The organism is Microbispora hainanensis, from assembly GCF_036186745.1.
Classification (GTDB): Bacteria; Actinomycetota; Actinomycetes; order Streptosporangiales; family Streptosporangiaceae; genus Microbispora.
This window is the reverse complement of sequence record NZ_CP108086.1, coordinates 1,600,333-1,613,756: the sequence shown is the minus strand read 5'-3', so window position 1 is coordinate 1,613,756 and position 13,424 is coordinate 1,600,333. Positions and strand designations below refer to the sequence as shown.

The 13,424-nt window shown below is 69.6% G+C and carries 13 protein-coding genes and 1 tRNA gene; 3 read left to right on the top strand and 11 right to left on the bottom strand.

Going from position 1 to position 13,424, the window contains the following annotated elements:
- Nucleotides 1–85 precede the first annotated feature (85 nt).
- The gene (locus OHB01_RS07325; RefSeq protein WP_147945017.1) at nucleotides 86–3,142 is read left to right on the top strand and encodes a LamG-like jellyroll fold domain-containing protein; all 3,057 of its coding nucleotides are present in this window, start codon (nucleotides 86–88) and stop codon (nucleotides 3,140–3,142) included.
- Between the two features lie 75 nt (nucleotides 3,143–3,217).
- Here the strand turns inward: OHB01_RS07325 and sigJ are convergent, their stop codons facing one another.
- The 7 genes from sigJ to OHB01_RS07290 form a co-directional block, all read right to left on the bottom strand.
- Nucleotides 3,218–4,105 carry an RNA polymerase sigma factor SigJ gene (gene sigJ / locus OHB01_RS07320; protein ID WP_312845797.1) on the bottom strand — a complete coding sequence of 296 codons (888 nt, stop codon included), beginning with the start codon at nucleotides 4,103–4,105 and terminating at the stop codon, nucleotides 3,218–3,220.
- 21 nt (nucleotides 4,106–4,126) lie between these two features.
- Nucleotides 4,127–5,002, bottom strand: coding sequence for an NAD(P)H-binding protein (locus OHB01_RS07315; protein WP_147945018.1), 876 nt, complete (start codon nucleotides 5,000–5,002; stop codon nucleotides 4,127–4,129).
- A gap of 10 nt (nucleotides 5,003–5,012) precedes the next feature.
- A complete protein-coding gene (locus OHB01_RS07310) occupies nucleotides 5,013–5,897 on the bottom strand; it encodes an NmrA family NAD(P)-binding protein (protein ID WP_328855127.1) in 885 nt (294 codons plus the stop codon).
- 117 nt (nucleotides 5,898–6,014) lie between these two features.
- Nucleotides 6,015–6,350 (bottom strand): deoxyxylulose-5-phosphate synthase, encoded by a 336-nt coding sequence (locus OHB01_RS07305; protein ID WP_142652507.1) that lies wholly within the window; start codon nucleotides 6,348–6,350, stop codon nucleotides 6,015–6,017.
- A 216-nt stretch (nucleotides 6,351–6,566) separates the two neighbouring features.
- Nucleotides 6,567–7,520, bottom strand: a complete 954-nt coding sequence (locus OHB01_RS07300; protein ID WP_142652506.1) for a hypothetical protein — start codon at nucleotides 7,518–7,520, stop codon at nucleotides 6,567–6,569.
- Between the two features lie 240 nt (nucleotides 7,521–7,760).
- Nucleotides 7,761–8,618 carry a glycoside hydrolase family 43 protein gene (locus OHB01_RS07295; protein WP_328709006.1) on the bottom strand — a complete coding sequence of 286 codons (858 nt, stop codon included), beginning with the start codon at nucleotides 8,616–8,618 and terminating at the stop codon, nucleotides 7,761–7,763.
- 104 nt (nucleotides 8,619–8,722) lie between these two features.
- A complete protein-coding gene (locus OHB01_RS07290; protein WP_328855126.1) occupies nucleotides 8,723–9,661 on the bottom strand; it encodes an oxidoreductase in 939 nt (312 codons plus the stop codon).
- Between the two features lie 55 nt (nucleotides 9,662–9,716).
- On the opposite strand from OHB01_RS07290, the gene OHB01_RS07285 reads away from it, so the two are divergent.
- Entirely contained in the window at nucleotides 9,717–10,142 is a 426-nt protein-coding gene (locus OHB01_RS07285; protein ID WP_142652504.1) for a MerR family transcriptional regulator, read from the top strand.
- Here the strand turns inward: OHB01_RS07285 and OHB01_RS07280 are convergent.
- The 3 genes from OHB01_RS07280 to OHB01_RS07270 form a co-directional block, all read right to left on the bottom strand.
- Nucleotides 10,118–11,047: a HAMP domain-containing sensor histidine kinase gene (locus OHB01_RS07280; protein ID WP_328855125.1), complete on the bottom strand. Its 930-nt coding sequence runs from the start codon at nucleotides 11,045–11,047 to the stop codon at nucleotides 10,118–10,120. The two genes, OHB01_RS07285 and OHB01_RS07280, sit on opposite strands and share 25 nt — an antisense overlap.
- Nucleotides 11,048–11,147: 100 nt before the next feature.
- On the bottom strand, nucleotides 11,148–11,888 hold the full coding sequence (locus tag OHB01_RS07275) for an AAA family ATPase (protein WP_328855124.1): 741 nt from the start codon (nucleotides 11,886–11,888) through the stop codon (nucleotides 11,148–11,150).
- Nucleotides 11,889–12,057: 169 nt separating this feature from the next.
- Entirely contained in the window at nucleotides 12,058–12,423 is a 366-nt protein-coding gene (locus OHB01_RS07270; RefSeq protein ID WP_142652501.1) for a winged helix-turn-helix transcriptional regulator, read from the bottom strand.
- Nucleotides 12,424–12,516: 93 nt separating this feature from the next.
- Here OHB01_RS07270 and OHB01_RS07265 point away from each other — a divergent pair, with 93 nt between their 5' ends.
- Entirely contained in the window at nucleotides 12,517–13,182 is a 666-nt protein-coding gene (locus OHB01_RS07265) for an NADPH-dependent F420 reductase (protein WP_168066613.1), read from the top strand.
- 162 nt (nucleotides 13,183–13,344) lie between these two features.
- On the opposite strand, the gene OHB01_RS07260 is transcribed toward OHB01_RS07265, so the two are convergent.
- Nucleotides 13,345–13,416: transfer RNA gene (locus OHB01_RS07260), tRNA-Lys, on the bottom strand.
- Nucleotides 13,417–13,424: the final 8 nt, after the last annotated feature.

Below are 13,424 nucleotides of genomic sequence, written 5' to 3'. Positions count from 1 at the left end.
AATGTTAGCGCTAACACCGTCTTGGTGAGACGACGTGCGAAAGGTGAACGCCCCCGCGTTCACGCAACACAAAGGAGTAGCACCCATGTCCCGAACGGCATTTCCCCCGGGGAGTCCGTTAGCCCGTGGCCGCGGCCGGTTCCTGAGCCGCGCGGCAGCCGTGGTGGCCGCGCTGGCGAGCGCGGCCACCGGAGCCGCCCTCTCCGCGACGCCCGCATCCGCGGATCCCACGCCGGCCGCCGCGCCTGCACCCGCGGCCACGCTCGTGGTGAAGGCAGACCAGCCGTTCCGCCCGGTCACGCACGTCGCGACGGGCTCCCTGTACGGCCTCGCCGACGACGCGACGCCCTCCGACGACCTGGTCAAGGCCATCAAGCCGAACACGTTCGTGCAGATGGCCGTGGGCGGCAAGCAGCAGGCCAAGGGCGACGTGCTGGTGGTCGCCGACAAGGCGGCCAGAGCGGGCGCGAAGGTCGTCAACCGCCTGTCGGACTACTACGCGGGCTGGCCGTACAGGTTCAGCTGGGACACCTGGCCCGGCGTCGTGGAGCAGCAGGTCAAGGCCGTCCAGGCGTCCGGAGTGACGAACATGGCGGCGTGGGAGCTGTGGAACGAGTCGGACAACACCTGGCTCGCGTCCAACGGCACCTACGAGGACTTCTGGACGAAGACCTTCCGCCAGGTGCGCTCGCTCGACCCGGACACGCCGATCCAGGGCCCGAGCTTCTCCGACAACATCAACGACATGGAGAACTTCCTCCGGAACGCGGTCGAGACCGACACGGTGCCCGACATCATCTCCTGGCATGAGCTGATCAACTCGGGCAAGATCGTGACCGACCTCGCCAAGGTCAACGCCATCATGAAGGACCTGGGCATCAGCCCCCGCCCGATCTCGATCGAGGAGTACGCCGCGCCCTCCGAGGTCGGCATCCCCGGCGCGCTCGTGGGCTACATCGCCAAGTTCGAGCGATACGGCATCCACGACGCCGAGCTCGCGTTCTGGAACGGCTATGGCGCGCTCGGCGACCTGCTGACCGGCACCGGCGGGAAGCCGAACGGCGCCTACTGGCTCTACAAGTGGTACGCCGACATGAGCGGCGACATGGTCACCACCACCCCGCCCAACGCCACGACCGGCCTCGACGGCGCCGCCGCCGTGCCCGCCGACAAGAAGCAGGTCAGCGTGGTCTTCGGCGGCGGCAGCGGCGCCACCGCCGTCAAGGTCGACGGGCTGGACAAGCTCGACCTCGGCGACACCCCGGGCGACACCGTCCACGCCAAGCTCGAATACACCCCGTCGTACGGGCGCACCAACCCCGTCGCCGGCCCGATCACCATCTCCGACACCGTCTACAAGGTCACCGACGGCTCCATCACGGTGCCGGTGGCGATGAGCTCCGCCGACGCCTATCACCTCGTGATCAGCGGCGACGGTGAGGCGACCGACCTCGAGAGCACCTATCGGATCACCAACCTCAACAGCGGGCTCGCGCTCGACACCCACGACGCGGGCACGTCGGCCGGGACCCTGGTGAACCAGGCCGCCGTCGCGGGCGGCGCCACGCAGCGCTGGAAGCTGGTCTCCGCCGGCTCCGGCCTCCACAAGGTGGTCAACGCGGCCGGCGGCCTCGTGCTCGGGGTGAAGGACGCCTCGTCCGGCAACGGCGCGTCCGCCGTAGTGGAGACCGACACCGGTGCCAACACGCAGCTCTGGCAGGTCGTGCCCGACGGGAAGGGCCACAACCAGCTCGTGAACTACGACACGGGCCTGGTGCTCGCCGTCGACGGCATGAGCAAGGACCCGGGCGCGCAGGTCGTGCAGTGGAGCGACACCACCGTCACCTCCTCCGGCATCGGCGGCACCCGGGTGACCGGCAAGCTCGGCAAGGCCGTCGCGCTGTCCGGCGCCAACCAGTACGTCAACGTGCCGCGCGGCGCGGTGAGCGGCGTCACGGGCGACTTCACGGTCTCGACGTGGGTGAACCCCACGAAGAACTCCACGTGGTCGCGCGTGTTCGACTTCGGCACCGGCGCGTCGAACTACATGTTCCTGACGCTCACCAACGGCTCCGGGCTCCGGTTCGCCATCACGACCAGCGGCGCCGGCGGGGAGCAGCTCATCAGCTCCACCACGACCCTGCCGCTCAACACCTGGTCGCTGGTGACGGTGACCGTGTCCGGCACCACCGGCACCCTCTACGTCAACGACAAGGCCGTAGCCACCAACGCCAATATCACCCTGCACCCGTCCAGCCTCGGCAACACCACCCAGAACTGGATCGGCCGTTCACAGTACGGGGGAGACCCCTACCTGGCCGCCGCGGTGGACGACTTCAACGTCTACAGCCGCGCGCTGACCGCGTCCGAGGTGTCCGCCCTGGCGACCGGGCAGGCCGGCACGGGCGACGTCCTGCGCTACACGTTCGACGAGAGCACGGGAACGGCCGTCGCCGACTCGTCGGGCAACGGGCGCAACGCGACCCTCGTCGCCAGCCCGGCCCCCGCGACCGGTGACGCCGCCGTCCCCGACCACTTCTGGACGCTCACGCCCTACCCGGCGATCACGGGTGTCTCGGTGGCCGACGGCGCGACCGTCTCCGGCACGGCGACCTTCACCGTCGACCTCGGCGGCGCCGCGTCCGATATCTCGTACACCTACATCGAGCTCAACCGTGACGGTGTCTGGCTGACCGACAACACCAAGGCGCCCGGCAGCCACAACGACGGGCTCCACCCCAACCTCGTCGTCGACACCACCGCCTATCCGAACGGCACCTATCAGCTCAAGATCGACGCGGTCGGCACGAACGGGCTGACCACCGAGCAGACCGTCTCCCTCGTCATCGGCAACCCGCCGGCCTGGGCCGCCACCACGACGTACGACACCGGTGACCAGGTGTCGTACAAGGGCTCGGTCTGGCGCGCCTCGTGGTGGACGAAGAACCAGGCCCCCGGCGACCCGTACGGCCCGTGGCAGGAGATCGTGTCCACGTCGGACGGCACCGCCGTCTGGACCCCGTCGCGGATCTTCGTCGCCGGTGACCGGGCGGAATACCAGGGCGTCGTCTATCAGGCGAAGTGGTGGACCCGCAACCAGAAGCCGGGCGACCCGAACGGTCCCTGGTCGAGCATCGGATAAACCGGTGACGGGCCGGGCGTCCTCCGGGCGCCCGGCCCGTTCTGCCGTGTCAGTCTGCCGTGTCAGTCTGCCGTGTCACGGGGTGTCGCCGGAGGCGGTGCCGAGCTTGTCGGGGTTGCTGACCACGTAGATGGCGCGCACCTGCTCCCCGTCCGCGTCGAGGTCGAGCACCATCACCGCGAGGGGCGCGTCCTCCTCGAAGATGACCACGGAGGGGTCGCCGTTGACCTGGCGATAGCGGACGTCCACGCCGCCGCGCGCGTTGGCCACGACCACGCGGGCGACCTTGTCGCGGCCGCGGATCGGACGCGGCCCGCCCGCCGTCGACTTGCCCCCGCCGTCGGGCCACAGGACGACGTCGGGCGCGAGCATCTCCATCAGCGCGGCCAGGTCGCCGCCGAACGCCGCCTCGATGAAGCGCTCGGTCACCTCCCGGTGCGTACGCCGGTCGACCCGGGCGCGGGGACGCCGCGCCTGCACGTGTTCGCGGGCCCGATGGGCGAGCTGCCGGATCGCGGCCGGGCTGCGGTCGAGCATGTCGGCGATCTCGGTGTGCTGGTAGGCGAACACCTCGTGCAGGACGAACACGGCGCGCTCCAGCGGCGTGAGCGTCTCCAGGATCACCAGCAGCGCGATCGACACCGACTCGGCGCGTACGGCGGGCTCGGCGGCGTCGGGACCCGTGACCAGCGGTTCCGGCAGCCACGGGCCCAGGTAGGTCTCCCTGCGCCTGCGCAACGCGCTCTGATGGGCGAGGGCCTGGTTGACCGCGACCCGCACCAGGTAGGCGCGGGGGTTGCCGATGGCGGCCACGTCGCACGCCGCCCACGCGAGCCACGTCTCCTGGAGCACGTCGTCGGTGTCGCCGACCGTGCCGAGCATGTTGTAGACGATGGAGAACAGCAGCTCGCGGTGGTCGGCGAACACCTCGGCCGCGTCGGCCGGGGGACTTTCACGCATCATGGGCTCCTTGGCGTCGCGGGCTCAGCCGTTGCGGAAGGCGGCGACGTGGTCGGTCACCCACTCGGCGTACGTCCGTGCGGGACGGCCGAGGACCTTCTCGACATCGGCCGTCGCGGGATGCTGCTCGTGGCCGGCGTAGTGGTCATACCGGGCCATCAGGGTGCGTACGAACGGCTCGGGCAGCCCGTTGGCGATCAGGTGCGCCGCGACGGCCCGCGACGGGACCTCCTCGAAGCGCAGCGGCCTGCCGAGCGCGGCGGCGATGGCGGCCACCGTCTCCTCGTGCGACAGTGACTCGGGCCCGGTGAGCTCCAGCCGGCGGCCCGCCAGTTCGTCGGAGAGCAGTTCGTCGGTGAGCAGCGCGCGGGCCGCGACCTCGGCCAGATCGCGCTCGTCGAGCAGGGACTCCCGGAACCCCGCGTGCACGTAGCGCACGACGTCTCCGGCGCGGATCTGCGCGCCCCACGCCTGCAGGGTGTTGCCGGCGAAGCTGCTCGCGCGCAGGCTGGTCCAGGCCAGGCCGCTGGCGACGGCCGCCTCCTCGGCCTCCTTGTTGCGGTCGCCCCGCCATCGCGACGGCTGCAGGTCGAACGGGTCGTCGATGTTCATCGCCGACAGGGCCACCACCCTGCGTACGCCCCGTTCGGCAGCCAGGGCGAGGAGCCGCTCGGCGGAGTCGCCGAAGGTGCGCGGGTGCAGGAAGACCGCCTCGACGCCGGCGAAGTGGCCGGCCATCGTGCCGGGCCGGGCCGGATCGCCCTGGACGACCTCCACGCCGTACGGCAGGGCCGCGTCGCGCGGGGAGCGGCTCACGGTGCGCACGCGGGCGCCTTGTGCGACGAGCTGCTGAATGACGAGACGTCCGACGGCGCCGGTCGCTCCGGTGATGAGGATCATGGTCGCCGCCTCAGCGCGCGTCGGCGGGCACGAAGTGAGGGGCGTGCTCGGCGGCCCATTGGGCGAACGTACGCGGTGGCCGGCCGACGACCTGCTCCACGTCACCGGTGAGTCTGGTGGCGAACGGGTTCGGCGTGCCGTAGATCCGCAGCAGGCTTTCCACCATGTCCACCTCGTCGGCTCCCTCGATCTCCGCGAACGCGCGGAAGAGCGCCAGCGGCGGACGCCGGTCGGGCGTGCTCCACTCGCGGCGCACCTCGTCGGGAGTGAGCTCCTCGAACCGCAGGTCGCGGCCGGTCGCCTCGGCGAGGATCGCGACCATCCGCCGCGCGGTCAGCACCTCGGGGCCGGTGAGGTGATAGGACCTGCCGCCGTGACCGCCCTGCGTCAGCACGGCCGCCGCGATGGCGCCGATGTCGTGTTCGTCGACCGGCGGGCTCTGCCGATCGCCGTACGGCTCACGCACCCGGCCGGTGGTCCGCAGTGACTCGCCCCAGTCATTGACGAAGTTGGCCATGAACTGCGTCGGCTGCAAGAACGTCCACTCCAGGCCGCTCGCCCTCACGGCAGGCTCCAGCGTGCCCTCCTGCCAGCCGCCCAGGACGGTGGCCCTGCCGACCCCGGCCCGTTCGGCGAGCGCGACGATGTCGCGTCCGTTCGCGAGAGGCCGACAGCCGACGCCGAAGTTGATCAGGTGGACGGCCGTGACGCCGTCGAAGGCCGCCTCCAGGCCGGCGACGTCGGTGAGATCACCCGCCACGACCTCCACGCCGTACGGCAGGGCGGCGCGGGCGGGGTCCCGGGTCAGCGCCCGCACCTTGCCGCCGCGCTCCAACAGATGGTGGACGACCTGCCGGCCGACGGTGCCCGTGGCTCCGGTGACGAGAACGGTCATGCCGAGTGCTCCTTGTCGACGTGGGTGACGCCGTTTCCACCCCGCTGCACGCGTGCGGGAACGGCCACGCCTCCTAGGAGGATCGGCGGGGAGCGAAGTGTGACATGGCAGGCGAATCTACGGCAGTTCGCGAAGCACCAGAGCCTTGGAGAAGGGCTCTCCGGTCCTCCGGGCGTACGTCATCCGTGCGCGCACCTCGCTGAGCGAGCGCGGCCGATAACCGGGGCCTCCGCAGCAGCTCTTGTGGAAGCGGACACCTGCGTGCAGCAGCACCGAGAGCGTCCGCCAGGCCGCCGTGTCCCTGCGGCGCGGCGCCGCGAAGGCGGAGCCGACATGGACGAGCGGCTGAGCGCATCGCGGGCAGAGCCGCTCGTCAAGGCCCACGCCCGGAAACGGCTGCTTGTACGAGGCGCGGCACGGCAAGCAGACGAAGGAGGTCTTCCCATGGGCCATGACGGCCAGAGTAGATCGATCACCCGGCCAAGGGCGAGCGGATCATGGCTCCAGGTGGACTGCCCCGACACCCCTTTCGGCGGGGACCGTCGGTGGCGATCAGGCAGACACATCAGGACTGATCGCCGGTGGACGGCCCCCGCTTGCGACGAGGCAGCCCGTCTGACGGGGTTCGTCCCAGGGAGATCAACCACCCGGCCGAAGGTCGGTGACGCCCTAGCCCTGCCGTGTGTTGCCGGTTTTCGGCTTCTTCGTGGGTGGAGGAGAGGCGGTTTCCCCGTCGTCGCTCTCGTCGTCGCTCATGGCGTCGCTCTCGTCGTCCGAACTGTCCGGACTGTCCGAGCCGCCGGAGCCGTCGGAGTCATCCGGGTCGTCCGAGTCGTCGTCCGCCCGCTTGCGTTTGACGCCCCGTTTCGTCCTGGTGCTCGTGGAGTCGCTCTGCTCCGCGTCGCTCTCGTCCGAGCTCTCGACGCTGGAGTTCGTGTCGTCCTCCTCCTCTTCCTCTTCCTCGGCCGTGGCCAGCGGATCGAGGCGCCACCACACCATGCCGAGCTCGAACACGTCGTCGCGCTCCTGGGCGAGCTTCGGGCTCCCCGCCCTGCTCACCAGGTCGTCGGCCATCTCATCGGGCTCGATCCGCCAGGGCTTGTACTTGCTGGAGAAATAGACGCGGTGGTAGTCGTTCAGGAACTCCGCGAGATTGCGCGCGCCGACTGGGCTGAAGAGCTTCCCCGTGGCTGCTCCCGCGTCCTTCGTGAAGAAGAACCCGATCGCCAGCCGTTGCGCGTAACGATATTCGCCGGCCAATTCGTCCAGCTTTTCGAGGTCCTGCTTGAAATCTCCGCGGAAGTGCGCCAGCCGTCCTTGCGACTGCGTTTTGATCTCGACGACGACCCGCCTTGCCGGGTCGGGGGCCACCTGGCCGTTGAGGACGAAGTCGCACTGTTTGCTTGTGTCGGTATAGACGTGGCGCTCCCGGCCCAGATCCGCGGCGAGGAACCGGCCCTGGATGAATCGAGTGATCTCGATTCTGATCCAGTCCTCCCAGCCCTCGCCGGGATTGGCCCACGCGGCGGCGATCGCGGCCTGGTTGGCCTCGGTCCATTCGACGACAAGTTCGATGAATTCGTCCGCGGTGAGAATCTTCCGGCCCGTGGTCGGAGTGGTCACGCTTGCGATCCCTTCTCCAGGAATTCCCGCCGTTCGGCGGCTGGAACGAGAATCACCCGCCGAACGCGTGAAGACAAGTGCCGGAAAACCGGAGGACTGGCACAATAGGCGGTATTTATCTGGAGAATCCCGTAAAACTGGGCATTGTAGCTTCGCGAAAACCCCCAAACCGGAACAGGGTAGTTACCTTACGTATCGGGAATCGGGGGTCCAAAAGATCGGCCCACGCGGGGTGGCCCGTTAGCCTGCCGTTCCCGTGCACTCGTACCAGTCGAAGGCGACGGGTCGTCGAGCGACCCGGCGCCGGCGCGCAGGGGCAGCCAGCTCGGCCGGGCGTCCAGGGAGTAGTCGTGCGGGGGCCGGTGCCGGACCGAGAGCCATTGCGGCCCGGAGGAAGGTCTCGCGGCCCAGGACGTGGAAGCCCGGCGTGACCCCGCGCGGACGGACGCCGAGCAGCAGCATGTGCCATGACCCGTCAGGCGCCTGCACGAGATCACCATGGCCGGTGTTCTGGATCGTCGAGCCGGTGCTGCGGTGGCTGAGCACCGGGTTGGCCGGGCAGCCCTCGAACGGCCCGGTCGCCTTCGGCGCCCGGGCCACCGAGACCGCGTGACCACGCGCGGTGCCGCCCTCGGCGATCAGCAGATACCAGGTCCCGTCGATCCGGTAGAGGTGCGGCGCTTCCGGCGCGGCGAGGCCGGTGCCGGACCACAACGGACGGGGCGCGTCGAGGATCTCGCCCCGCAGCGGGTCGATGGGCACCTGCATGATGGTGCCGGCCTCGGCGCCGAAGGTGGCGTACGTGCACCAGCAGGTGCCGTCTTCATCCCAGGCGAGGTCCGGATCGACGCTGGGCAGGCCGTCGACCACGATCGGATCCGACCAGGGCCCGGCCGGATCCTCGGCCGACACGATGAAGTGGCCCCGGTCGGAGACGTTGGTCGTGATCAGCATGTACAGGCCGTCGTGGTGGCGCAGGGTGGGCGCGTAGATCCCGCCGGATGACGGCGCGGTGCGCAGACGCAGCTGGGACGGCCGGTCGAGCACGTTGCCGATCTGGTTCCACGTGGTCAGGTCGCGGCTGTGGAAGATCGGCACGCCCGGGTACTACTCGAAGCTGGAGCAGGCCAGGAAGTAGTCGTCGCCGACCTGGCAGACGCTCGGGTATGACGGTGGCCTCGCTGCTCGGGGCTGCCGCGGGCTCAGGGGATGACGGGGATGATGTCGAGGCCCGTCAGGTCGGCCGAGAGCGCCCAGAGACGGGCCGCCTCGCCGTCGTCTTTCGGGCCGCCGTCGGTGACGCGGCAGTCCGCGCAGTAGTCGCCGCCGCGCCCGTCGAGCTCGCGCGACGTCGCGGCCCACACCAGGGTCGCCGCGCCCTGTTCGGGTGTCCGGAACAGGCCGGGCACCGGATGGCCGTCGGCGTCGATCCATCCGGCGGAGACCATCTCGTCGGTCGTGAGATGCCGCTGCAGCGGAGTGAGGATCCAGCCGGGGTTGACCGAGAAGGCACGCACCCCGTACGGCGCCCCCAGCCGATCGAGGTGGCGGGCGAACAGGATGTTCGCGAGCTTGGACTGCGCGTACGCGGCCCACTTGTCGTAGCCGCGGGTGAAGTGAATGTCGTCCCACCGGATGCGCCAGTCCGTGCCGTACCCGGAGGAGACCGAGACGACGCGGGCCGCGCCGGCGGCGGTGAGGGCGGGCCACAGCAACTGCGTGAGCGCGTAGTGGCCGAGATGGTTGGTCGCGAACTGCGCCTCCCAGCCGGGCCCCACCCGGGTCTCGGGGCAGGCCATGATCCCGGCGTTGGCGATCAGGATGTCGAGGCCGGTCTCCCGGCGCAGGAACCGCTCGGCGAACGCTCGTACGGAATCCAGATCGGCGAGGTCGAGCCGGTCGATCTCGACCCCTCGGACACCGGCGAGCGACTGCCGCGCCGTCTCGGGCCGGCGCGCCGGGACGACGACTCGCGCGCCCGCGTCGGCGAGCGCACGGGTGGCCGCGAGACCCAGGCCGGAATAGCCGCCGGTGACAACGGCCGTCCTGCCGGTGAGATCGCCCCTGTCGAGGACCTCACCGGCGGTGATGCCCGTGCCGTACGCGCGTGACGTTGTGCCACTGGTCGTTTCGCTGCTCATGCCGCAGACGCTAGGTGCTAGACCGAGGTCTAGGTCAACGGGTTACCTTGAGCCGATGAAGGCTGAAGTTCTGCATATCGGCGAGGTGGCCAGGCGCACCGGGTTGAGCGTGCACACGCTGCGGCTGTACGAGCGTGCGGGGCTGCTCGCGAGCGAGGTACGGCGCGACGAGGCAGGCCGGCGGGTGTACAGCGCCTGGGACGTCGAATGGCTGGGCAACTGCGTGAAGTTCCGGGCCTCCGGCATGCCGCTGGCCACGATCAGCCGGCTGGCCCGGCTCGTCCGCGAGGGCAGCGGCAACGAAGCGGAGCGGCTCGAGGTGCTGCGCGAGCACCGGCGCCACGTCATCGCGCAACTCGCCCGGCTGCGGGACTGTCTCGACCTCATCGACGGCAAGGTGGACGCCTACGAACGGCACCTCGCCGCCAACGGCGCCGGAGATCCCTGGCAGCATGCTCAGGGAACGGCGATGGGCATCTGAAGCACGAAGCAGGCGCCGCCGAGCGGGGAGGATTCGACCCAGACGGCTCCGTGGTGGGCCTTCGCGATGTCCCGGGTGATGGACAGGCCGAGGCCGATGCCGGGACCGCCCCGCTGGCAGGTGGTCCTGAGCTGGTACATCCGGTCGAAGATGCGTTCCCTGTCCTGCTCCGGCACGCCGGGGCCGTCGTCCGACACCGCCAGGCGCGCGTTGCCGTCGCTGCGGCCGACGTGCACCTGCACCTGGTTGACCGCGTGGTGCTGAGCGTTGTCCAGCAGATTGGTGATGATCTGGCAGATCCGCGTACGCATGGCCGTGATCACGACATGGGGAGCGCAGATGATCTCGATCGTGATGGGGTCGTTCCGGTCCGCGACCTCCTGCCTGACCAGCTCGCACAGGTCGATACGTTCCCAGTCGGCCTGGGCGGCGCGGGAACGGGCGACCAGGAGAAGCGCGGTGGCCAGCGCCTCCAGCCGATCCACTCCGCGGAGCACGGCCTCAAGCACCTGTGGGTAGTCGGCTTCGCCGGGATGGGCGGTCGCCTCCTCCACCGTGACGCGTATCCCGGCCAGCGGGGACCGGATCTCGTGGGCGATGTTGGAGGCGAACTGCCGCTCATGGTCGAGCATGTCCAGGCTCACGTTGATGTTGTCGATGAGCTGCTTCAGCTCCCGCGGGTCACGTCGCTGGGCGATCTGGGCGTGTTCGTCGCTGATGTTGATCTCGGCGAGGTTGCCGGAGATGGCATAGAGACGCCGCAGCAGCCGGCGGACGAGCAGTCGCCGGGCGAGCATCCGGCCCACCACCACGGCGGTCAGCATCGCGGTGAGGTCCCACCAGCGACTGGCCTCTCTCCGCGGGCCTGCCCGCTCCAGCCGTACGTGCAGGGTCGACCTGCCCATCGCTTGCTCCCCCGGAAGCATCCCTATGCTTCATACCCCCTACCAGCCATGTACCTCGACCAAACCGCCATGAAGTGGGGCAATATGCGGTTCGTCCCCGCTACGGCGGTGCCGTACGGCGGCCGAGCACATGCCGCAGGTAAGCCTCGGGCGACTCCAAGAAGCGCCGCCAATGGTCCACGAGCTGGAGTTCCTTCCAAGTGACACGGTGGATCCCCTCGTCGTCCAACTCAAGGATCTGCGCGCCCGGGAGACTCGCCAGGACCGGCGAATGCGTGGCACAGATGATCTGCCCGCCCTCACGGGCGACGCGGTCCATCAACGCGACCAGACGCAGGCAGGAGGTGAACGACAGCGCCGCCTCCGGCTCGTCCATCAGGTAGAGGCCCGGCCCGGCGACCATGCGGTCGAGCACGGTGAAGAACCCCTCGCCGTGCGACTGCTCGGTCAGGTCCTCCTCCCAGAAGCCGTGCAGGCCCGACACGTTCTGCCCGAGGTTGAACAACGTCTCGGCGCGGAAGAAGAACGCCCGCCGCTTCGTACGGGGGCCACGGACCAGGCGCAGCCCCGAGGTGGTGAACTCGGCGTGCAGCACCCGGCCGAGCGGCGTCGCCTCCCCGGTGGAGGCATACCGGGTGCCGGCCTTGCCTCCTTCGGCGTTGATGCCGCACACGTCGGCGACGGCCTCGACAAGCGTGGACTTCCCCGAGCCGTTCTCCCCGACGAGGAACGTCACGGGGGCGGTGATGTCGAGCCCCGCGGCGAGGTGCCGTACGGCGGGAATGATGAACGGCCACCCCTGCGGATGAGGCGGCGGCACGGTCAGACGGGTGATCAGCACGCGGTCAGCTCCGCGAGGCCCGCGCCACGAGCATGGGCGAGCGCTGCCCGGGGCTGGTCATGACGGGTGTGACCTCCGACGAGGTGGGTTTCGGCCGGCAATTGCTCTCAGGGTCGCACAGCCCCTCGTCCGCATCCCAGGACCCGCAGCCGATGACCTGCGTTGTCGGTCATGACGTTGCCGACGGGCCGACGAGCTCGTCTTGGTTGTCGGCGGCCCACTGCGCGAGTTGCGCCAAGGGTCCGTTCGCGAACGATTCGCCCAGCATGGAGAGCTGGTAGACCACGCCTGCACGCCCTGACGCCTGGTCGGTGCTGCTGACTTTCACGACGAGTCCGCGTGCTTGCAGACGTTGCAGCGCCTGAGTCAGCACCTTGTCGCTGACTCCCGCGATGCGCATCAGCAGTTCCTTGCGTCGTGTCGGCCCCAGGCGCAGGGCCGAGAGCACGACGGGATCCCAAGCGTGGTTGATGAGTTCGGCCGCCGCGCGCACCTGGCAGTCGGAGACGAACGTCTGGCAGGACCCGTCGATCACGGAATCCAGTGTCGCATCGGTCGCCTACCAAACGGTAGGAGCCTCGTTCGTAGCGTCGCAGAGGAAGACCCCTTCGAGACAGAGGAGATTGCTGTGAACGTGGGAATCCTGGGCACCGGAAACCTCGCCGTGACGCTTGGCCGAGCCTGGGCCGCGGCAGGTCACTCACTGTCGGTGGCGGGGCGTAACCCGCTGCACGCCGGCGGTGCCGTCCAGCAGATCGGCCCTGCGGCGGAGGCCGTCGATCCCGCGGACCTCGCGACTCGGGTCGACGTGCTCGTGATCGCGGTTGCTTGGGAAGGGCTGGAGGCGGCGTTGTCTCTCGTCGGCGGCCCCCAGGGGGCGCTGGCCGGCAAGACCGTGATCGACTGCACCAACCCGGTCGACTACACGACCGGCGCACTGAAGCCGGTGTCCGGCTCGGCAGCAGCACTCGTGGCTCACACGGCTCCCGGCGCCCACGTGGTCAAGGCGCTCCACCTGTTCGCAGGAGCCTCGTGGCCGTACGTGGGCCCGCAGGAGCTGGCGCCGGTTGTGGCGATCTGCGGCGACGAGCCGGGTGCGCTCGATCGCGCTGCGGCACTGATCCAGGATCTTGGCGGACAGACTGCGGTGGTCGGTGGGCTCAGCGGCGCCCGGCAACTGGAGGAGGCCGCCGGGTTCGTTATGAGGGTCGTCGCGGCGGGTTACAACCCGAGGCTCGCCGTCCCCGATGTGGACCCGGCACTTCTTCGAGCAGCGGAGACGACGACCGGCTGAACCGGCAGACGACCGGAGGGGGTCACTACACCAATGACGCCATAGCGCGGGTTGGCCGGTGCTGGGACGAGTGAACCGGCGATTGCACAACTGCAACCGGAAATGCAACCGGGCAGGCTTCCGAACGATCAAGACTCGGGAGTCTGCCCAGTTCGATGAGGGTGGGGCGCCAGGGACTCGAACCCTGAACCGACGGATTAAAAGTCCGCAGCTCTGCCATTGAGCTAGCACCCCTTGGTCAT